14 protein-coding genes and 1 tRNA gene are annotated in these 21472 nt (G+C 50.7%); 4 read left to right on the top strand and 11 right to left on the bottom strand.

The window, feature by feature from the left end; translation table 11 throughout:
• Window positions 1-298: 298 nt before the first annotated feature.
• Together HPS55_RS12055 and HPS55_RS12050 are read right to left on the bottom strand one after the other, a co-directional pair.
• Window positions 299-724: a SufE family protein gene (locus tag HPS55_RS12055; RefSeq protein ID WP_172174461.1), complete on the bottom strand. Its 426-nt coding sequence runs from the start codon at window positions 722-724 to the stop codon at window positions 299-301.
• Between the two features lie 129 nt (window positions 725-853).
• Window positions 854-2110 carry a peptidase U32 family protein gene (locus HPS55_RS12050; RefSeq protein ID WP_172174458.1) on the bottom strand — a complete coding sequence of 419 codons (1257 nt, stop codon included), beginning with the start codon at window positions 2108-2110 and terminating at the stop codon, window positions 854-856.
• Window positions 2111-2590: 480 nt separating this feature from the next.
• Here HPS55_RS12050 and HPS55_RS12045 point away from each other — a divergent pair, with 480 nt between their 5' ends.
• The gene (locus HPS55_RS12045) at window positions 2591-3127 is read left to right on the top strand and encodes an LOG family protein (protein ID WP_172174455.1); all 537 of its coding nucleotides are present in this window, start codon (window positions 2591-2593) and stop codon (window positions 3125-3127) included.
• A gap of 231 nt (window positions 3128-3358) precedes the next feature.
• Here the strand turns inward: HPS55_RS12045 and HPS55_RS12040 are convergent, their stop codons facing one another.
• From HPS55_RS12040 to HPS55_RS12030, 3 genes are all read right to left on the bottom strand, one after another.
• Window positions 3359-4111 (bottom strand): CPBP family intramembrane glutamic endopeptidase, encoded by a 753-nt coding sequence (locus HPS55_RS12040; protein ID WP_172174452.1) that lies wholly within the window; start codon window positions 4109-4111, stop codon window positions 3359-3361.
• Between the two features lie 46 nt (window positions 4112-4157).
• On the bottom strand, window positions 4158-5105 hold the full coding sequence (locus tag HPS55_RS12035; protein ID WP_172174449.1) for a bifunctional riboflavin kinase/FAD synthetase: 948 nt from the start codon (window positions 5103-5105) through the stop codon (window positions 4158-4160).
• A gap of 100 nt (window positions 5106-5205) precedes the next feature.
• Entirely contained in the window at window positions 5206-7848 is a 2643-nt protein-coding gene (locus tag HPS55_RS12030; protein ID WP_172174446.1) for a calcium-translocating P-type ATPase, PMCA-type, read from the bottom strand.
• A 168-nt stretch (window positions 7849-8016) separates the two neighbouring features.
• Between HPS55_RS12030 and HPS55_RS12025 the strand changes: the two genes are divergently transcribed.
• Window positions 8017-8090 (top strand) — tRNA-Ile (locus HPS55_RS12025).
• 132 nt (window positions 8091-8222) lie between these two features.
• Here HPS55_RS12025 and HPS55_RS12020 read toward each other — a convergent pair.
• The 4 genes from HPS55_RS12020 to HPS55_RS12005 all read right to left on the bottom strand — a co-directional run bounded on the left by HPS55_RS12020 (window position 8223) and on the right by HPS55_RS12005 (window position 16565).
• Window positions 8223-9227 carry an ABC transporter ATP-binding protein gene (locus HPS55_RS12020; protein ID WP_172174443.1) on the bottom strand — a complete coding sequence of 335 codons (1005 nt, stop codon included), beginning with the start codon at window positions 9225-9227 and terminating at the stop codon, window positions 8223-8225.
• An 86-nt stretch (window positions 9228-9313) separates the two neighbouring features.
• Entirely contained in the window at window positions 9314-11098 is a 1785-nt protein-coding gene (locus tag HPS55_RS12015; protein WP_172174440.1) for a polysaccharide deacetylase family protein, read from the bottom strand.
• Window positions 11099-11124: 26 nt separating this feature from the next.
• Window positions 11125-14013 carry a glycoside hydrolase family 2 TIM barrel-domain containing protein gene (locus HPS55_RS12010; RefSeq protein WP_172174437.1) on the bottom strand — a complete coding sequence of 963 codons (2889 nt, stop codon included), beginning with the start codon at window positions 14011-14013 and terminating at the stop codon, window positions 11125-11127.
• 20 nt (window positions 14014-14033) lie between these two features.
• A complete protein-coding gene (locus HPS55_RS12005) occupies window positions 14034-16565 on the bottom strand; it encodes a glycosyl hydrolase 115 family protein (RefSeq protein WP_172174434.1) in 2532 nt (843 codons plus the stop codon).
• 181 nt (window positions 16566-16746) lie between these two features.
• On the opposite strand from HPS55_RS12005, the gene HPS55_RS12000 reads away from it, so the two are divergent.
• The gene (locus HPS55_RS12000; RefSeq protein ID WP_172174431.1) at window positions 16747-17217 is read left to right on the top strand and encodes an RNA polymerase sigma factor; all 471 of its coding nucleotides are present in this window, start codon (window positions 16747-16749) and stop codon (window positions 17215-17217) included.
• 166 nt (window positions 17218-17383) lie between these two features.
• The gene (locus tag HPS55_RS11995) at window positions 17384-17950 is read left to right on the top strand and encodes a hypothetical protein (RefSeq protein WP_172174428.1); all 567 of its coding nucleotides are present in this window, start codon (window positions 17384-17386) and stop codon (window positions 17948-17950) included.
• Between the two features lie 123 nt (window positions 17951-18073).
• Here HPS55_RS11995 and HPS55_RS11990 read toward each other — a convergent pair whose 3' ends face one another.
• Both HPS55_RS11990 and HPS55_RS11985 read right to left on the bottom strand, forming a co-directional pair.
• Window positions 18074-19579, bottom strand: coding sequence for a succinate CoA transferase (locus HPS55_RS11990; protein ID WP_172174425.1), 1506 nt, complete (start codon window positions 19577-19579; stop codon window positions 18074-18076).
• 266 nt (window positions 19580-19845) lie between these two features.
• The gene (locus tag HPS55_RS11985; protein WP_172178696.1) at window positions 19846-21360 is read right to left on the bottom strand and encodes a hypothetical protein; all 1515 of its coding nucleotides are present in this window, start codon (window positions 21358-21360) and stop codon (window positions 19846-19848) included.
• Window positions 21361-21472: the final 112 nt, after the last annotated feature.

Here is a 21472-nt window from a genome sequence, read left to right as displayed (position 1 = left end):
AGAATATGACATTGTTGCAATTGAGTAATTTCGTATTTTAACGACTCTGCTCATATAACGTTCATTTTTGAGATAAAATATAAAAAGTCAATTATTTAAATATCATACAGTTATTGCTAAATTTAATGCTATTTTGATACTAAAAATGAACCACAAATTATGGCCACCCTACCTGCAAGGGCAAAAGCATAAAGACATATGGGATAAAAATGTAAGTATCTTATAATTAGCGCTTTTATCCTTTCATAAACAACAGGCAGGCTGTTACGACCGCACAGCAATTCTTCCAATCATGGTCTTATACACCTTCCTTGGCCTTGAAGGCCAGCGCATACATGCGCATCTGCTTGACCATGGCCAACAGTCCGTTGCTGCGCGTTGGACTGAGATGGTCTTTCAGACCTATACGGTCGATGAAATACAGGTCGGCCGATAATATTTCATCAGGCGTATGTCCGCTTACTACTCTGATAAGCAAGGCTATGATACCTTTGACTATAAGTGCGTCGCTCTCGGCTGTAAAGTTGATACGGCCGTCTTCATAGTCGGCTTGCAGCCACACACGGCTTTGGCAGCCGTCGATGAGGTTGCTCTCCGTCTTGTAGCGCTCGTCGAGCGGTGCCTGCTCGTTGCCTAAGTCGATAAGCAACTGATACTTGTCCATCCAGTCTGTGAAATCAGAAAATTCCTCGATGATTTCGTCTTGAAGTTCGTTTATTGTCATAATGAGAAGCCCCCTATGGTCCCCCCCCAAAAAAAGGGGACACCTGTGAGTATAGTTATGTAATTATTTTATTGTTGTTATATTTTATATGTCCCTTGCTGCTATCCGCAGGCGTCACCTTTGGGAAGACTACATGGAACTTTCTTTTTCTATCCTGAACAGCTTGTCGCTCGGTCTCACTTTCTCCGGCACTGCTATGCTTATGCGCGTGCCTTTGCGGGCACGTTCTACAGGACCGTGGTCACCATGCACCACATCGGGCGTGACATAGAGCGCGCCGGTAGTAGGACCGGTGATGAGGAGTTTGTCCCCAGGAGCAAATTCTGTTGCCTCAACCGTAAACTCGGCCACTCCGAGTTTGCTGAAATACTTCACACCTTTGCCCACATACACCTTGCGCTCGGTTGCGCACGAACCGTAGTGACGGTTCCACTCGCCAAGCGTCTGCCCCTGATAGTACCCGTCCCAGAATCCGCGGTTGAAGACGGTGGCCAGACGCTCGTCCCACATGTCTTTTTTCTCCTCGGTAAACGTACCGTCGAGCACTGACGCTATGGCCTCGCGGTAACACTCCACCACTGTTTTCACATATTCCGGTCCGCGGGCACGGCCTTCTATCTTGAATACCCGCACACCGGCCTCCATCATGCGGTCGATGAAGCGTACAGTCTTCAGGTCCTTCGGACTCATGATGTATTTGTTGTCAATGGACAGTTGCTCGCCCGTCTCATTGTCGGTAACGGTATACGAGCGTCGGCATATCTGAACACAGCTTCCGCGATTGGCACTGCGGTTGGCCTCGTGGAGGCTCATGTAGCACTTGCCGCTGATGGCCATGCACAGTGCGCCGTGGCAAAACATCTCTATGCGGACCCGACGGCCTGAGGGGCCGCAAATGTTCTCCTCGCATATGCCACGGTATATCTCGGTCACCTGGTCCATGTTGAGCTCGCGGGCCAACACCACAACATCTGCAAACCGAGCATAAAACTTCAGCGCCTCAATGTTGGAGATGTTGAGCTGCGTAGACAGATGCACCTCCTGCCCCACCTCGCGGCAATACATCATCACGGCCACGTCACTGGCTATCACGGCCGATATGCCAGCTTCGCGGGCTGCGTCGATTATCTCGCGCATCTGACAGAGATCCTCTCCGTAGATGATGGTATTGACGGTGAGATATGTCTTTATACCGTGCGAGGCACACGTGGCCGCAATCTCGCGCAAATCGCCAATGGTGAACGTACTGGCCGAGTGAGCTCTCATGTTGAGTTTCTCTATGCCGAAATACACCGAGCCTGCCCCTGCCTTGATGGCCGCAGCCAGACTGTCGCGCGAACCCACGGGGGCCATTATCTCAAAATCGGATATGTTTGTTCCGGTCATTGCTGTATGTATTGTTGTGTAGTTGCTGTTACTGTGTATATGCCTGCGGCATGCACAATCGGTGTGCAAAGTTATGAAATTTAAGACAAACAGTAATACACATCAATGAAAAAACGCGCATTTTTTACGCTAAAGCGAGATATCAGGAGCACACATATACCGGTACGGGGCCGCTGTACTGCCGGTACAACGGCCTTGAACTATTGGTACACAGGCCTTGTACTGGCAGTACAAAGCCGTTGTACTGAAACGGGAGTGGCGTTGTCACGACTATTTCAGATAATCACTTTCAACGTGATGAGACATCGTCACTCCGTAATCTCTATCTAAATGTACATAAAAAAGGCGTGATTTCCATAACGGCAGAATAAAGAAATGATTCTTTCCTTAAAGGAAAGTCAGCTGACATAATGATATATCCCTAACAAATCTTGACCGAAATTCGTATTTTACACAGATTTGTCGTAAGTTTGCACAATCATGAAAATATGTATATTCTGTTCCGCCAACAGCAACATAGCCAAAACCTACTTCTCCGCCACCGAGGAGTTGGGACGCTGGATGGCGGAAAAAGGCCATACGGTGGTGTTCGGCGGCTGCGACCTCGGACTGATGGAGTGCATAGGGCGGACCGCACGTGAGAACGGGGCAAGAACGATAGGAGTAGTACCCACTAAGGTTGAGGAACGCGGACGCACCAGCCGCCACATCGACGTGCACATTCCCTGCGACAATCTCAGCGACCGCAAGGAACTGATGATGACCCAAAGCGATGTGTTCATCGCCCTGCCGGGCGGTATCGGCACGCTCGACGAGATATTCACCGTGGCGGCATCGGCCACCATCGGATACCACTCAAAGCGCATTATTCTGTATAACGTCGACGGTTTCTGGGATTCACTCATAGCCATGCTTGACGACTTGCAGCAGCGCGGATTCGTGCGCGGCTCGTGGCGCGACCATATCGTCACAGCTACAAATCTTGAAGAGATAAAGAGAATTTTGGGTTTCCTATAGAACCAGCCCCCCTATAATCCCCCAAAGGGGGATACCTGATAACCAATATAATCCTACTTGATGTGCCAACTTCACTCCTATAATCCTTCAAAGGGGGATACCTGATAACCAATATAATCCTACTTGATGTGCCAACTTCACTCCTATAATCCTTCAAAGGGGGATATTTGATAACCACCCAAAGACACGGGAACTCAGTATCCCCCTTTGGGGGATTATAGGGGGCTGGCTTTACATCCTCCTGTTCAACTGGAACAGCGCCGGAATCAGCATGCAGAACGAACAAAGCAAAGCAAGCACAACGCGTGTCTCCGTGCCGAAATACATGATAAGTTGAGCATCGGGTATGGGAAAGATGTTATACAACACATAAGCAATGGTATTGTTCACCCAATGATATACCACTCCGGGGACAATGCTGCCCGTTCGGACATACATCCATCCGAGGAGAATACCAATGACGAAAGCATGCGGCATCTGTGCGGGGTTACCGTGAACCACAGCAAATATCGCGGCCGAGACAGTGATGCACAACCACGGCCGGGACTTCCACTGACGGAACAGAGCACGGAGTATGGCGCCGCGAAACACAAGTTCTTCTACAAGCGGGGCCAACAACCCCACTGCCACATACCCCCAGCGCTCTCTGAGAACCATATCCATATGGACATCCAAAAGATTGGGCAATTCCGGCATCCGTTCCTGAATCCATAATGACGGCACTATGGCCCCCAAAGCAGCTACAGCACACCAGAAGAGGACGTCCCATGGTCCAGAACGTACATAATTGCGGGACACCACTGCCCACCGTGCAAGCAGAAACACGACCATGGTCACTATGCTGAACGCACCGGATGCCACAATGAGCATCATCGCTGTCATGTCCCCGGAACCGCTTGCCAACCGCCACAACAACTGCACACCGGACGTCACACCGACCTGAATTGCAAGAAACACTGCTAAATAAATCAAAGCATTCTTCATAAATCTCTTATTTTTTCTATCCTTTTTAAGGTTGAAATTCCTACCATCATACCTTACTACCGGAATCCTTGAATATCTCTTCGGTCATCTCTTTATCCTTGTTCAACTGCCGTACCAGTTCGTCAACATCGCGAAACCGCCGTTCTTCTCTCAGTCTCTTGACGAACGACACACCCATAGACATACCGTAAACATCACCCGAGAATCCAAATATGTGAATCTCTATAGTCTGACGTGTGCCGTCGAATGTGGGACGTGTGCCGATGTTCATCATTCCGCGATACAGTCTTGCATCGCCGGCAAGAGCCACCGTCACGGCATAAACACCGGATGCAGGTATAAGTTTGCGGTTGTCGTCGGGTTCGAGATTTGCCGTTGGAAAACCAATACTGCAACCAACATGCTCACCCGACACCACATGCCCGGACAATGTATACGGGTAACCAAGACAACGGCGGGCCATCTCCACTTCACCCTCTTGCAGAAACGAACGTATCACCGACGAACTGACGTTGACACCATTGAGCACAAAAACGTCACCCTGACGCACATCGAGCCCCATCTCCCGTCCGTAAGCCACATAGTCGCCGAATCCCTCACTGCGGTTATGTCCGAAGCGGTTGTCGTAGCCCGTTATAAGAGCTTTCAGTCCCAGCTGTCCGCAAAGCACATCGCTCATGAAGTCGCGTGCCGACAGTGCAGCCATAGTCTCGTCGAAAGGCAGAACCACACAATTGTCCACCCCCGTCTGCGCAAGCAGTTCTTTCTTCTCGCCGAAAGTGCTGAGCAACCTCGGTTGGAAATCACTATGCAGCACTTCACGCGGATGACGGTCAAAGGTGATCACCATCGACTCCATACCATTCGCTGCGGCTATCTCCCTCACCTGTTTTATCAGATGACGGTGACCTCGGTGCACACCGTCAAAGAATCCAATCGTACCAACGCATGGCCCTTTGGGCTTCATGCCTTCAGCCGGTATTATCACTCTCATAGTCCCTAACTTTATTGTTGGATTTCATCTTGTGTTTTCTCGCCATGGCAGAGTTGAAACAAATTTCGCTCTGCCCATTTGACTTGACGAAAACGTTCTATTAATGTTTCCCTGTCCGTTTTATTCTCATCATCCATCTCCACAGCTCACCGGCAATCAGCACAGGTGATGTTGCGGCAACTATCCACAGCCATGTGAAAGCATCAAGCGGAACTGTTCGAAACATTCTGCCTCCGAATGTGACTATAATCCACTGTCCCGCTATGATAATGGCAAGCACGAGCAACAGCCCACGGTCTTTCAACATGCCTTGCAATGCCGGTTTACAACTGCCGAGAGCCTTGGCATTGAACAGGTTCCACCACTGCAACATTACAAAGACCGTAAAGAACACCGTCAGCTCTTCGTCCGACAATCCGGCTATATGCTCAAAATAATAGAGCAGCGAAAGCATCGTTACAAAAAACACTGCACCCACAACACTTATGGCCCGGGCCATGGAACGGCTGACTATAAAGTCGGCCTGACTGCGCGGCCTGTCGTTCATCACCTCTTTCTCGGGCGGCAATGATGCAAGAGCCATCGCAGCAAAAGTATCCATAATAAGGTTGACCCAAAGTATCTGCGTTATCGTGAGCGGCATCTCGGTACCTATAAAAGAGCCTCCGAGTACGAGCAGCAGAGCCGTGACATTGACAACAAGCTGGAAAAAGATAAACCTGCGTATATTGTTGTACAGCGAGCGTCCCCACTCTACAGCACTGACAATACTGTTGAAAGAATCGTCGATGAGTGTCATGTCGCTTGCATTCTTGGCCACACTCGTTCCGGAACCGAGCGACAGTCCTACATGAGCATGGTTGAGTGCGGGAGCGTCGTTTGTACCGTCGCCGGTGACAGCCACCACCTCGCCACGCCGCTGCAGCAGATTGACAAGCCGCTGCTTGTCGGCAGGCCGCGCACGGCTCATCACCCGTATTTCCGACACACGCTCCAAAGCCTCATCGTCACCGAGAGCTGCAAATTCCGGACCGGTAATGACTGATTCCGCTGTCAGGCTCATCCCTATCTGACGTGCTATCTCCATAGCCGTTGCCGAGGTGTCGCCGGTAACTATCTTCACATTTATACCGGCACTGATGCAACTGCGTATGGCATCGGGCACCTCCTCGCGCAGAGGATCGCTGATGGCGGCCACACACTGAAGTGTCATATCACTCACCTCCATAGTGTCACATCTGCGGCATGCAAATGCCAATGTGCGCATAGCCTTGTTCTGCCACCCCGCAAGCATTCCTGTAACACGGGTGCGCTCTTCGTCAGTCATTACACAACGGGCCATGACAATTTCAGGTGCACCCTTGACAAACAGCCACCTTACACCATCCACATCGCACAACGTAGCCATATATTTACGTTCTGTGGAGAACGGCAACCTCTCTTCTATCGGTACTGATGCCCGCAATGCCCTATAGTCGGCGCCGTGACCGGTGAGCCACCTCAGCAGAGCCACTTCCGTAGGGTTGCCTATGCCACGGCTGTCATCGAGCTCGGCTGTGGTGTTGAGGGCGAAAGACAGGGCCAATGAAGGGAATGAATATCCTGATTTGCTGTCGTCTCCAACCGGCAGTACTTCTATCTCGTTCACCCTCATCTTGTTCTGCGTCAACGTGCCGGTCTTGTCGGTACAAATCACGGTCACAGCCCCCATAGTCTCACAAGCATGGAGTTTGCGCACCAGATTGTTGCTTTTGAGCATACGGCGCATATTGAGCGCCAAAGCCAGCGTCACTGCCATCGGCAGACCTTCAGGCACGGCCATCACTATCAGCGTGACAGCCATCATAAAATAGCGCAGCACCACTCCGGCCATCTGCACATAATCATCTGTATGCCATAACGGCTGTGTAAGTACATCGTGGCCCAAAAACACAACAAAAGCTGCCATAGCCACAGTTACCCCAACTTTGCTTATCATCGAGGCAAGCCGGTCGAGCTGGCGGTTGAGCGGTGTCTTTACGGCTGTCAGCTCCGTGGCGTCGTGGGCCACACGCCCTATCTCAGTGCCATCGCCCACTGCCGTCACTACCATTCTACCGTTACCATTCATCACCATCGTCGAACGCAACAACATATCGGCAGGATATGCAGCCTCGTCGGCATTACGCATCACATTGTCGATGGAAGAGTTTTCCGATACGGCGGCAGTACTGACGTGACTTTCATTGACGTATTTATCCGTCACAGGTTCGCCCGTAAGAGCCGATTCGTCTATCTGCAGATCCGTGGCCTCAAAAAGAAAGCCGTCGGCCGGCACCTCATCGCCCACCTCTACCATCACAACATCGCCTACGGTCACTTCACGACGTGCTATCTCACACACTTTACCGTCACGAACAACCTTTACCGGCTGTTCCTCGCCTATAGCCGTGAGTACATCAAACTTACGTGCTGCGTCGCGCTCAAAAAAGAAACCTATTGTAGTGGCAAGAAAGATGGCAAAAAAGATACCCACAGTTTCGACAAATTCCCCGTTTACAAAAGCCAATGCCAACGACACGGCTGCAGCTACAAGCAAAATACGTATAATGGGATCGTCGTACTTTTCAATATAAAGTAGCCACATTGACGTTCGTGCAGGAGGCGTGAGAACATTATCACCATACTTCAACCTGTTCTCCGCAGCCTGCACACCAGTAAGTCCAGTACGGTTTATATCACATCCGTCTGTTTTATTATCCATTTGACATACTCCTTCCTTATAAGGTATTTATTCTCTGCAAAATTAGCTAAAAAGGCCATGTCAACCAAGTATATAGAATTAATTTAGTTTCTTTTCACAAAAAAATATTTGGTAATTTGATTTTTTTATGTAACTTTGCACCCGAAATCAATCAACAATTGGTTTTTCGGGCTTTTAGCTCAGTTGGTTAGAGCAACAGACTCATAATCTGGAGGTCCCAGGTTCAAGCCCTGGATGGCCCACTTAAAGAAGCGTCAATTGCATAGTACGGCAATTGATGCTTCTTTTATTATACAATTCGAACGAATGAGCCGAACTAAAATTGTCACACGGCATATATATATTAGTTTCGAAACGTCGTGACAAAACAATATCTAAACAAACTCCATAAGTTCCGCCACCGTACTCACATAACTGCTGCTGCCGTCTTTAAAAACAATACGGAATGCCGACATAGTAACCTCTATTGATATTTCATCGGACAAGACTTCATCTGTAGTCTCTATGCCACGGCGGTGCAAAGCCTTGCGGACCATTGCCATCCGCGGACCATTGCATCCGGAAATATGTATACGACGGACAATATCGGCAGTGACTGTAAAAAGCCCAGTCTGTTGGTCAAACGATATTCCACGACCGGAAAAGAATGACGACAGACTGCCGTCAAGCGCCATATCCTCCGGTGATCCTATAGTCAGCGCACCACCTGAAGAAAGAAGCCACACGGTATCTGCAATCTGAAGAGCCAATTCAAGATCATGAGTTGAAAGAAACACGGTCTTCTGCATGGTATGGCTGATACGATGGAGTAATTGCATTATCTCCACCTTGCTCGGAAAATCGAGAAATGCCGTCGGCTCATCAAGATATATCACAGGAGTCTGTTGGGCCAACGCCTTGGCTATCATAACTTTCTGCCTCTCACCATCGCTCAGCGTACTTACCATACGCGAGTCCAGCGAGTCAATGCCAACCATCGCCATTGCCTCGGCAACAACATTCATGTCTTCCTGCGAACACGTTCCCCAAAAACCGGTATATGGAGAGCGTCCGAGACAGACGAGCTCGCGTACTGTCATATTTACAGTGTCAGGCTTATCGGTAAGTACAACGCCAATGGTACGGGCCAGTTCGCGATCACCGAACGTACTCATTTCCCTGCCGTTTATATATACACTTCCGCTCAACGAAGGTTGAAAATACGAAAGAGTACGCAACAACGTACTCTTTCCCACTCCGTTGGCCCCGAGCAGACATGTCAGTTCGCCGCAACGTATCGACGCACATATGCCGCCGGCAACCGTTGTCACCCCGTCCTTGCCACGATAACCTATGCTCAGTCTGTCAAGACGTATGGTCTCTTTCTCTGGTTTCATCATGCCGTTTGCTTTGTCTGAAAAATCCTTTTGCCGGCAAAGTTACGCAATCTTGGACCTTTATCCAAATTTTTATTGCAAGTATATTGTCAATACATACCTGTGTCTACCTCGTTGTCACGAACCACCCCGAGGCGTACAAGCTCGTTGAACATCATCTGACCTATACGCTCGGTCCAGTCAGCAGCGAAGTGCAGATTGTCACGGCCGAGCCATGCCTTGCTCAGGTCTATGCAATACACATCAGGCAGTTCGGCAGCCACACGCCTTTGGGCCTTTTCCACGCCGGCACTGTATTGACGGCTTGCATGAGGAACGGTGCCGAAGATGAAAGGTATGTTAAGGTATTCGGCCCGTCCTGTCTTAAGGCTTATAAACTCACGTATGTAGCATATCATATCCTTGAAATTCTTGTAGTAGTCGGCAGCTGCATGACGGTCGCTCTCACCCTGATGCCACATTATGGCCTTCACATCATACCCTTGGGGCAGACTGACGAGTGTGCTGTCAACACACATAGCGAAACCCTCTGTAAGTGATTTGGTGAGCGAACGGCCCGTAGCCACATCACCGTCATATGCCTTGTTGGCAGCCAGCCATCCTGCACCGGCATACCATGACGGACGCTTGGGCCCACCCGCGACGGTATCTATCGACGTTCCGCCCACAGAAGCCTTTATCGAATAGAAGTCACAGCCGAGGGTGCCGTCCAACAGACGGTTGACCACATCGCAGTAGGCCCAACGGCCTTTTCTGTCGTCAAATGTCCGGTCACCGAAATGTCCGGTACGCCTGGTAGTTACATTTGCAAAATGCAGATGATTGTATTTTTTGCGCAGACGTTCAGGCATGTCCGATACATACGCACGGCCATCAGTATTTGACTGCCCTGCGGTGAGGAACACCGGTGCCGCCCCACCCGCCTCGCAACCTTCCATGGGGCTTATCTCTATACTTCCGCCACCCGGCAGAAAATCTATCATGAGGCTTTTACCGCGACGCCTTACATAGAGCTGCCTGCCGTCTTGCACGGCCACGAGCGGTTTGTCGGACGTCACGACAAGCGTGAGCGGCTGACTGTAAACAGCCTTGTCAAGCGACATTCGAGGCTTTATGACGGTTTTGTCCTTACGACGGTTTATTTTCAACTTCACGTTGTCACGTTCGGCCACGTATGCCGCCACATCGGCCAGCGGTGCTATCCACAGGCTGTCACGCCGGCGCGACACATAGTCCAGATGTTTCCAAAAGCGTGTGGGGTCGCCAAGAGAATCGTAACCACAGGTGATGCCATGAGTCATGCCAACACCCCAGCTGCCTGATGATACAAGTCCGTCAACCCACCGTCGCAGCCATGTCGAATCGCGCTTTGAACCTATACTGACCTGTTCCGTACGCGTACCGGTACGTCCCTGGCTGCATAGAGCCAGTGCCTCGGGTGTCTTACGGTTGCCGGGATATACAAACGTGCGCGGCATCACTCCCGTATGCTCGTATATGGCCGTGTCGCAACGTTGCACCTCATGCCGCAAGGCTTCTCCCGTAAGTCGGTCTACAGCGGAATGACTCCATCCGTGATTGGTAACTTCCTGTCCGTCGGCAGCCATTTCTTTGAGTTGTTCCCATGTCATGCATGGTGTACCTTTCCATTCATCTCCCACCCTGTTGCCTATCACGGCAAAAGTGGCTTTCAGCCCGCGACGCTTCAGTTGCGGATAAACCTTGGTATAATGCTCTGCCAGACCGTCGTCAAACGTATAACTGACGGCCGCAGCCCTGTCACCCCAATATCGTGCCACGCGTATATCTGTCTGCGCCGACACCGTTACAGACATTATGCTGATAATAAAAGACAGTTTTGATATTCGTTTCATCCTATTCATTTTTTACATGGAAATTATTATCTGAAATCGAACCATAGCTTCATCCGCAATCCCTCGTCACCCTTGTTGATGCGGATGTGACTGGGCTGAGCCTGCGGACCAAGCTGTTCGATAGGTTTATACGACCGCATGCCCGGTATCTCGAACAGGAACGAAAGGTCACCTTCGGGAAATGGTTGCATGGTATGCACCTTCTTGCCTTCACTGTCGGTAGGCTCTTCAGGAGTGAACACACGGAAATACAAGCCGTCGGTCTCGCTGTATACGGTGAACGGAGCCGTGGCAGACAGCATCCTTGCCCAATAGAGATTGGCATGATAACCCTTGAATTCGGGATATACAAGACGACCGTCCGATTGTCCTGTCACGGTGTTGTTATATTCTTTTTGCCACAATCCAATCGTCTGGCCGCGCTGACGGTTGCGCCATACACGATATGGACCACGTCCGAACCATTGCATACCCGTGCACAGAGTTTCAGGATATGTGAAACTGAATCCGAAGTTGCGCACGTCGGTATCGAAAAACTGCCCACCGAAACGCTTGCCGTCACGGCTGTTGAGCAACACGGCATCCATGCCGAGAAGTCCTTCGGCCGTCATTCGCCACACGATAGAGTCGACAGCACCGGAATAAGTCATCACCAACAGTGCGTCACGGCCGTCTTGACGAGACTTGATATCAAGCAGGCGCATCTTCATGCCCACCGGCAGCGGACCGCCGCCGAAAGGTATAGTACGCCCGTCCATGCTCACATTGACCAGCATACCGCTTTCGCGGTTGAACTCGGCACGCACACCGGCTGACTCGAGAACCACGGGCGCACCATGAGAACATGAAACCGTAGATATGCCCAAACCGGCATCATCCGGTATTGCCAATCTCTCTTTAGCCCAATACTCATCGCTATGACGTATGGGATACGACCATGTATTGACGGTATCACCGGATGCAGTGAAAGCGGTCAACCTAAGCAAGTCGCCGGCAGCAAAGTTATCGGGCAATGTCATTCGGGCCGTACCTGTCTCACCCGGAGCCACGTCGGGCAAGCCAACACAACCCGAAGCCACCGTACGTGCCGCAACGTTATCATCGTCGCGGCCTGCTCCCGCCAGCGGCGAAGTAACCGACAGCAGTTCATATTTCATCCAGCATTCGCCAAGGCGACTGAAAAGATAATTGTTGCTTACACGGAATGTGCCGTCAAAAGATGACGTGACTGCCACAGGAGCTATCTGTATGGGCGACCACACATCGCGCACGGTGTACCAACTGGCTTCCCGCTCGCGGTGCGGACCGACAATACCGTCGGGCGCATTGGTACCGTCGGTATCTATACTTCCTCCACGGTCGGTACGGGCCACACCTTCGTCTATGAGTGCCCAGATGAATCCTCCGGCAAATAGCGGGTTACGGCTCCAATTGGCCCAATAGTCGTCGAGCGACGTGCCTGCCCCCTTGTCATACTGACTGTGAAGGAACTCAGTGGGCATGAACACTTCGTTGCCGTTGGCCAAACGGCCGACGCCCGTCTGATAGGCCGGATAGTGATGGGCGTCGACACCGTCGAACAGTGCCCAAGGATGTATGACATGGCGGCGCTGAGGGTCATAGCATGCAAAGAGTGTGTCAAGAGCCGTGTTGAAACCTCCTTCATTACCGTTGGCCCAGGCAAAGATACATGGATGATTGGCGTCGTGCATCACCATCTCGCGTACAATACGGCTGCCAACGGCTGTGGAATAATGGTTCTGCCATCCTGGCAACTCGTTGAGATAAAGCACTCCGAGCGAGTCGCATATGTCGAGCAGATGAGCATCAGGCGGATAGTGCGAGCGTATGGCGTTGGCGTTCATCGCCTTCACCAGCTTTACATCCCCAACGTCGAGGCGGCGGCTCGTTGTACGCCCGGTCTCAGGATAGAAACAATGTCGGTTGACACCTTTTATCGTCAGCTTGCGGCCGTTAAGATAGAATCCGTCACGACGGCGGAATTCAACTGTACGAAACCCTACACGTTGCGTCGTCTCGTGTGCCACCGTACCGTCAGGAGCTACAAGACGCAGAATAAGAGTGTGCATATTGGGATGTTCAGGATCCCATAGTGATATTCCCGGCCAACGGGAAGTGACGGAAGAGGTTGTCACTGAAGATTCTCCCGACCTGTTGGAAATAGACGACAGCTGTGCCGACTGCGGTGCCATTCCGTCTACAGACATCTGCAAGGTATATCCGGCGGTGACTCCTTCTGTGCCGACTTTTACGTTCAGTGTACCATCGGCACGGGCATCTACAGCTGCATGAGCGATGTGTACCGCAGGCAAAGCCCGCAGATAAACGGGACGGTATATTCCACCGAAAAGCCACCAGTCGGCACGTCGCTCAGCTGAGTTTACCGATTTGTCCTTAGACTGCTTCTCTACCATTACCTCAAGTGTGTTGGTCTTGCCGTAACGCAAAAGACCGCTTATGTCGTAAGAGAAGGCCGTAAATCCGCCCTGATGCACGTCGCCGGCCGAAATGCCGTTTACAGTGACAGCGGCATCGGTCATCACTCCTTCAAACACAATCTCCACTTTACGGCCATTCCATGCTGACGGCACACGGAATGTGCGTCGGTAAAGTCCGTTTTCGTCACTCGCACGACCGCCTGGTTTCTTGTAGTAGCGGCCGTATGTGTATTCTCCGAAACCCTGTTGCTCCCAGCATGACGGCACGTCTATCTTTTGCCATCGCCCACTGTTCATACCACCGGAACAACGGAAATCCCATTCCACCGCATCGTCCGCACCATGACCCGACAAATAAATGACAGCTGTTGAAATATCCTTATTGACATTCCGGCCCTCTCCGAATGAAAAGGTTGCGGACAGAATGAAAAGCGACGTTATGATTGATTTTGTCATTTTCAGCCTTTCTTCATTATTTATTTCACAGGAAACAGATAGTGCTTGCGTTGCGGATTGAAATCTATCATCCATTGGTCGGCAATGATGTGGTTGTCGAGCGCACGGATGACGAGCGTGTGACGGCCCTTTGCAATGTCTACAGGCAATTCGCGCACGGCCTGACCGCGCAGTACATTCTGTTTCCATCTTTCCGAACGGAACTTTTCCTTCAGCGTATATACCGTAGGTTCGCCACCGTCTATACTGACACTGTAGCGCAGGTCGCCATTGTCATTTGGCTGCGTTGGAATCATAGCCGTACGCAAAACGGCTTTGCCGTCGCGCTCAGCCACAAAGTCGTAAGTAAGAGTGCCATCCTTTGGCAACGCCACGGCATTCATACTGTGACCGAGCATCTGCACGGCACGTACTCCGGCCGATGCCGACGAATAGTCGCAAGCATTGCGCACGATGGCTCCCTCGGTATCAAGCTCGTGGCACTGGCCTTGCCGGGCCTTGCCAAGCCATTCCGCCACTTCCCTGTCGTCAAGCAATGTCGGCAGCGACGGTGCCGCATATACAGGCAGGTCACGCGGCCGCATGTTCATAGAACGTCGCCACTTGCCTCCCGACATGGTTTCGTTGTAGTATTCCGTCAGACGACGTATCTCCTGATAGGCGCTCTGACTGCGTGCCACGGCAGTGTAAAGGGCTGCGTTCGAAGCAAACATATCCTTCTGTGTGCTTCCCGTTGCCAACTGGCGTGCACGCTGAGATTCCAGTATCTTGCGGGCATGCGCATCGGCGGCATAAACAGGATACTTTACAGCGGCGAAATAGGCATCGCGCAATTCCGGACGTATCAGTCGCTCTGCATCACTGACAGTACGTCTTACATCAGCGTAGCGTTCCAGATAGCGGTCAAGCTCACCGCCGAAAGCCGTAGTGCTGAACTCGGTGTTGACCACCGGACTCAGTCCGCGGGCATATGTCTTCTTGTCAAGTTCAACCTGACTCCACCCCATGAATTCCGGACGGCGCTCACCGCAAAGACGGTAGAACTCGTGCATGGCGGGAAACAGTTTCTTGCCTGCCTCCGTACCGAACTGACGGCAGAGCCATGCAAGATAATGGTCGTTCAGGGTTGACGACGATACACAGTCAATGTTCCAGGCCATATCGAGAAAAAGTTCAAGGTCGTAACCGGCCACCTTTGGGTCGTGCACGTTGACAATCCACACCTTGCGCACGTTATGATCGTATGCCTCGCGCATCTCGTTGTATATAAGTCCGGGCTGGGTGGTGGTGAGCCACAGATAGTCGTGGGGACGTCCCCAATAACTCAGATGATAATATATTCCTCCCCCACCCGTACGCTTCTGTTCGGCAGCATTCGACAGACGGGTCATATATCCGTAGTTGTCGTCACACCACATCAGCGTGACATAGTCGGGCACACGCAGGCCGCGCTCGTATATCTCAAGCACTTCCTTGTAAGGTACAAACACCTGTGTCTGCCGTTCCGGTGCACCTATATACTTCCGCAACAACTCCTGCTGGTCGTCTATCACCTGTTGCAGTGCCGTCTGCTTCTCATCCATGGTCTTCACGCCTTCCATCGAACCGTCGTGTATGCCACGCATGCCTATGGTAAACATGTTGCCGCCGGCCGAGCCTTTCACCTCTTTAAGCCGCTCTATCCAATAGTCATGGACAGCCTGACGGTTGGTCATATAGTTGTAACGTCCGCGCTGCTTCTCATTCCACTCATCCACATTGTTGCGCAGCAACGGTTCGCAGTGTGACGTGCCGATGGCTATGCCACAGCTGTCGGCAACAGCCTTGGCACCTTCCGTACGGAAAAACGCCTTTGTCCCGGTGTGCATGCCCGGCCAGATGGCGTTGGCACGAAGACGAAGCAACAATTGGAAAACTTTCTTATACGTACGCGGACCTATCTGCCCGAACTCTGCCGGCTCGTATGTACCGTAGCTCCACGGACGCAAAGTCCAGTCTTCGTCATTAATGAATATGCCGCGATATTCCACCGACGCACCCTGCAACGTCCGGTAACCGCTGTCTATTATGAGCCGGTTGCGGCGTTCGGGCAACACATCGCCCCACCATATCCACGGTGACACACCGGCCATACGCGACAGTTCAAGCACGCCGTAAGCCGTTCCGCGGCCGTTGGCCCCCACCACGGTAATCTGCCTGCCGATGACAGATATATGAAACCCGTCGGTCAATGTCATCAGACTGTCTACGGGCACACCCTCTTTCTTAAGCCGCCTGAGCACGGAGCCGGAAGCACGGTCTGCCTCGATTATCCTTATTGAGGCACCGTCGACCGATACCGGCCTAGCCCTACGCCCCGTTACGGCCTGCATGTCACTGCCGAACATATCAAGAGCCGTAAGCACCACGGGGTCTACACTTTTCTGTACGTTGTATGTAACTGACGTACTACCGTCATACCATTCTATATCGACAGCCGACGAATTGACGGAATACATACAACACATTACAGCCAATGTTGTCTTGAATTGTAATAATAGATTTCTCTTCATTTTATATAATTGTATTTGTTTTCGGTTATCGCCATTCGGTACACAAGTGCAAATTTACCTATAAAAAACATCTTTCCATGGTAATTATGTTCAAATATCAGTAATTTTGTACACAACAAACGTAGTTTTTCAATCTGATACGACGTCTAATATATAGAAATCCATCAAAATCAATACGGATATGAATATATCAGAAAAAGAATTTGCACAGGTGGTACGTGAACACAAAAACACCATATATACCGTATGTTACATGTTCTCCAACGATGCAGACGAAGTGGCCGACCTGTTTCAGGAGGTACTGATAAACCTTTGGCAAGGCTTCGCCAACTTCAAGAAGCACAGCAATGTGAAGACATGGATATATCGTGTGGCATTCAACACATGTATATCAGCCGACAGAAAGAAAAAACGCAGGGCTGCGGCACAACTCGATATGAACATCGACCTGTTTGACGAGAAAAGCTCGGATCGCAATCAGACCACACTCCTTCACAGCCGCATCAGCCGTCTGAAGCCGTTTGACCGTGCCATCGTTTTACTTTGGCTTGAAGATATGAGTTACGACGAGATAGGCGCCATCATCGGAATAACGACAAAAAACGTATCCGTAAGATTATACAGAATAAAGGAAGAACTGAAAAAAATGTGATTCTTCCATACTCATCACAACAACAAACATCAAAAGAATAAAAAAAACAGAAGTAACGAGCCGTGTTCAGGCAGATTATGAACGAAGAGCTGCGCAGCCCATATCAACGTTCCGGCTCATTGCACCTGTAATTAATATAGTCAAACATTAAAAAAACTTGAACACAATGGAAAACTTAAACGAAATGGAAGATATGCGCCGTAATATGGCCGAGCTTAGAAAAGAACTCGACAAACAGACGATAATCAACGACCGTATATTACGACGCGCAATGAGAAACAGTTCATCGTGGATACGCAGAAGATATATATTATGCATGACGGTATGTGTTCTGATGGTACCATATTGCTACTTTTTCATGATACGGATTTATAATTTCTCCATATATCTATGGATATTCACGAGCATCTTCATGCTTATCGCCGCCATCTACACATTCTATAACATGCGGGCACTCAACCGCGACTTCATATATGAAGAGAATCTTGTAAAAGCCGGACGAGAGATAGCACGTGCCATGAAGATGGATGCCGACTGGCTGAAAATAGGCATACCGCTCATCATAGTATGGCTGGCATGGATGGAGATTGAGGCTATGTCACTGCCTGACTTCACATACTTTGCCATAAGTACCGGCATAGGCGGAAGTATCGGTGCTATCGCGGGCTTCGCCATGCACAAGAAAATACAACGTAAATACCGTGATATTATGGAACAGATAGACAGTATTTAAGTTCAGAGTTTAGGGTGAAGAACGAAGAGGTATGATTACCTTTGTTTATGTAATACATCCATCCTTAAACAAAGGTAATCATACCTCTTCACTCATCACTCTGGCTTCTGAACTTAAAAGACCCTACTTCACATACTCCGCATAGTCCGTCAGACGCATGTCGCCCTTGCGGCCCAGCGTGTCGTGCATAGCGAAAGCAGCCGACAGGCAATGTCTGGTATGTCCGCCACAAGCAATCTTGAGATAATCCCACAGCAACTGGCGATAGTCAGGATGTGCACAGTTCTCGATGATGCATTCGGCACGCTGCATCGGACTCTTGCCCCTGAGGTCGGCCACACCCTGCTCCGTGACTATGATATTGACATCGTGCTCCGAATGGTCATGATGACTCACCATCGGCACCACAGAACTTATCAGACCACCCTTCGCCACCGACGGGCAAGTGAAGATTGATATGTAGGCATTGCGCTCGAAGTCGCCCGAACCGCCGATGCCGTTCATCATCTTCGTGCCGCTGATATGAGTTGAGTTGGCATTGCCGTAGATATCAACCTCAAGGGCAGTGTTGATGGCGATGACTCCCAAACGGCGGATAAGCTCCGGCGAATTTGAAATTTCGCTCTGACGCAACGTAAGATGCTTTCTGAAATAGTCAATATTATCGTACACCTTCATCAGACTCTCGTTCGTCACCGTCAGCGAACAGGCCGAAGCATCCTTGACACGTCCTTCGAGCATCATGTCCACCACGGCATCCTGAAGCACCTCGGTGAAGATATTGAAATCGGGTACGTTCTTGTCCTGACTCAGAGCGGCCAAAATGGCATTGGCCGTAGAGCCTACACCACTCTGCAGTGGCAGGAACGACTGGGGAATGATGCCGCGCTTCATATCAGCTACAAGAAATTCGGCCACGTTCATACCTATCTTTGTCGTCACCGGGTCAAGGTCTTTAAAGGCACGCGCCTCATCGGGAATGTTACATTCTACCACTCCTACTATTTTTCGGGCATCAATTTCAACGTAGGGCTTGCCTATACGGTCACTGACGTTTGTCAGCGGAATAGGCTGACGCAACGGCGGATCCTGCAGCTCGTATACGTCATGCAGATATTTTGCACCCGTACTGTGGAACGTGTTGTGCTCCAGAATGACATGTTTGGCCAGACGTGCTGCCGTCGGGCTTATACCTCCGGCCGACGTAAGATAAGCCTTACACGTGGTCTCGCCCTCCTCGATGTCACACACTTCGAGTATGGCCCAATCCACCTGCCCCATGAATCCGTACCGCAGTTCCTGCGCCATCTGGCTCAGATGAATATCATTATAGGCTATCTCACCCATGTTGACATGCTTGCGGAAGTCGGAATTTGTAGTGTAAGGGGCACGGTAACGGATAGCGTGGGCATTAGCCAGATCACCATCAGTGCTTTGTCCGGTAGATGCTCCCGTAAAAATACCTACCTGAAAGTTGCGTCCCGCTGCATGCTCTGCCTCGGCAACCTTCGCCAGTTCCTTGGTGACAGCCTTGGCGGCACCCGATGGGGTGAATCCGCTGAGGGCGATATTCTCTCCGTTCTTAATCAGTGCTGCGGCTTCGGCAGCTGTCATACGTGTATAAGCCATATTATGTATATTATAATTAAGTTAAATTCGTATAATCGTTGCAAAATTAAAGAAAATCAACTGGATAGCAAAAGGTTTGGGAGTTTTTCTTTGGGAGTTATCGGAAGTTAAAGGAGTTATCGCTCCCTGCGGTCGCTCAGGAGTTAAAGACAAATGCTTTCAAGACATCAAGCTTGAAGACTTTATGTTGCCATTGTCTTTAACTCCTGAGCGACCGCAGGGAGCGATAACTCCTTTAACTTCCGATAACTCCCAAAAAGAAAAACTTAAATCCTTATCTTCTGTCCCATGTATATGTATATTCCCGGAACGAGGGTATGCAGCGATTCCGGCGTGGCTTTGTCAAGAACGCGCACACCCTGCATATTATATACGGCATTGTCGTCACATGTGCCGCCCTTTACGGAGATTATACCGTCAGCGGTCTTCTCCCTGCCCCACTTGAAGTCGTCAATATAATATGTTGCCGACGAAGCTGCGCAACGCTTGGCGGAAAGGCGGAATCCGATGAAGAACACGTCGGGCATATCTTCAACCACGCTCAAATCCACCTCGTAAGGTATCCAGTTGCCGCTCTCGTCGGCTTTGGCCGGAATACCGAAACCCTGCATTGGATATATATACGGCTTGCCGTCAATCAGTTCGACGAGACATACATCTAGTTTTTCTTCCTGGTCGTCATGAAGGAACTGCCCCATCAGACGAAATTCGAGCATCTTTCCTTTTGCATTCCTGTAATCGAGTGCCGGACTGACAAGAAGCATGCTTGCCGCGGTGCCGTCGGTCTCGGCCACCTTCGAGTCGTAGAGAGTGGCCTTGGCAGCAGTGAACGGTTCGTCACCAGAAGACGTATATCCCCACCATGCACGTGTGCCGTTCTCGGCCACGTTGGTCCATCCGGCTATGTGCAGAGGCTTGTTGTGCTCTGCGACGTCGTCGAAAGTCTGTTCGTAGAACGCCAACGGTGCAGAGCCGTCGAGCACCAGTTCGTCGCCCTCTACAGGTTCAGGCTCGATGTCACCCGTTGCACGGGCCGTCACGGCGAGCACTACCGGCTCGCCCATGGTCGTGGTGAATGTGTATGTCTGTGTGACGGTTCCCTCGGTCTTTGGGCGGAAGGTGATGCGGAATTTCTGTTCACCGAGGTTGGGCAGAAACAGCGTACTGCTGACTATAAGCCCTGTGTTCTGCGCCTCACCGGCCTTCACGTTGATATAGTCAAAGCAGTATGAGGGTGTAACCGTCAGCTCGGCCTCGGCCGAAGAGCCAACACGCGCCTCAAGCTCTACCTCGCTGCGGCTGAGCGTTATCGTGGGCAGATGGTCCGGGTCGTAAGCCTTGACATTCAGCGAATATGCCTGGTTGAACTCCGGATTTATACCGTCGAAATCGAACGCTATGCCACCTTTGTGCGTGCCCAAGGTAGATGGGGTTACAGACACTACAACCTCTGTTGTCGACGTGCCGGCCGGTATCTCCGTGTGGCTCGTGCTGAAAGCTGCGTCGCCACCGGTGAGATAGATTGGCGCGGCGGCCGGCAGATCTGTGGCCACCACCTTGAACTTGCACAGCACGGTGGTGGTGTTTATAGGTACCGGAGAGGCGGCCGCAGGCATCTTTTCAAGTGTTATCTCCACTGCCGGAGAGGCGGCCGCATCGGCTTTTTCAATACCCGTTGCTCCAGTGACAAAGGACAAAGCATTCGCCCTTACGTTGACCGTGCACAACACCAGCGGCACGAATACCAATGCAAAAATAAAATGTATAGATTGTATTTTCATAAACAAATATCTGTAAATAGGATGCAACAGGGGCAAACACCTGTATCTGCTGCCCGAAATATTGATATTGCCTATCAATATGAAAAACGGGAGATACAAGTATTTGCCCCTG

It is taken from the genome of Xylanibacter rodentium, from assembly GCF_013166575.1.
In the GTDB taxonomy this organism is placed as follows: Bacteria; Bacteroidota; Bacteroidia; order Bacteroidales; family Bacteroidaceae; genus Prevotella; species Prevotella rodentium.
The sequence above is the reverse complement of the archived record's forward strand: the minus strand, read 5'-3'. Positions and strand labels throughout refer to the sequence as shown.